General features: G+C 57.8%; 1 protein-coding gene. It reads right to left on the bottom strand.

Going from position 1 to position 237, the window contains the following annotated elements; genetic code table 11:
* Nucleotides 1-39 precede the first annotated feature (39 nt).
* A partial coding sequence (locus H4J77_RS19705; protein ID WP_182250165.1) for an IS3 family transposase occupies nucleotides 40-237 on the bottom strand: 198 nt, incomplete at its 5' end.

The following is a 237-nucleotide window of genomic DNA, read 5'->3' as shown; positions in this document are numbered from 1 at the left end:
TGAACCGCCCCGGGTTTCGCGGAGGCTGTTTGGTTTAAGTCAAGCCGCCACCTTGGAAGCCTGACTGGCTAGTTGCCGATAGTAGTTTGCCTCAGCCTCTGCGGGCGGTATATATCCGATGGGTTCGAGCAGTCGCTGGTGATTGAACCAATGCACCCATTGGAGCGTGGCCAGTTCCACCTGCTCACGATTGCGCCACGAGCGTCTGTGGATCACTTCGGCCTTGTACAGGCCGTT

Origin of the sequence: Pseudomonas sp. 5Ae-yellow, assembly GCF_014077575.1 — a bacterium.
Lineage (GTDB): Bacteria > Pseudomonadota > Gammaproteobacteria > Pseudomonadales > Pseudomonadaceae > Halopseudomonas > Halopseudomonas neustonica.
The sequence above is the reverse complement of the archived record's forward strand: the minus strand, read 5'-3'. Positions and strand labels throughout refer to the sequence as shown.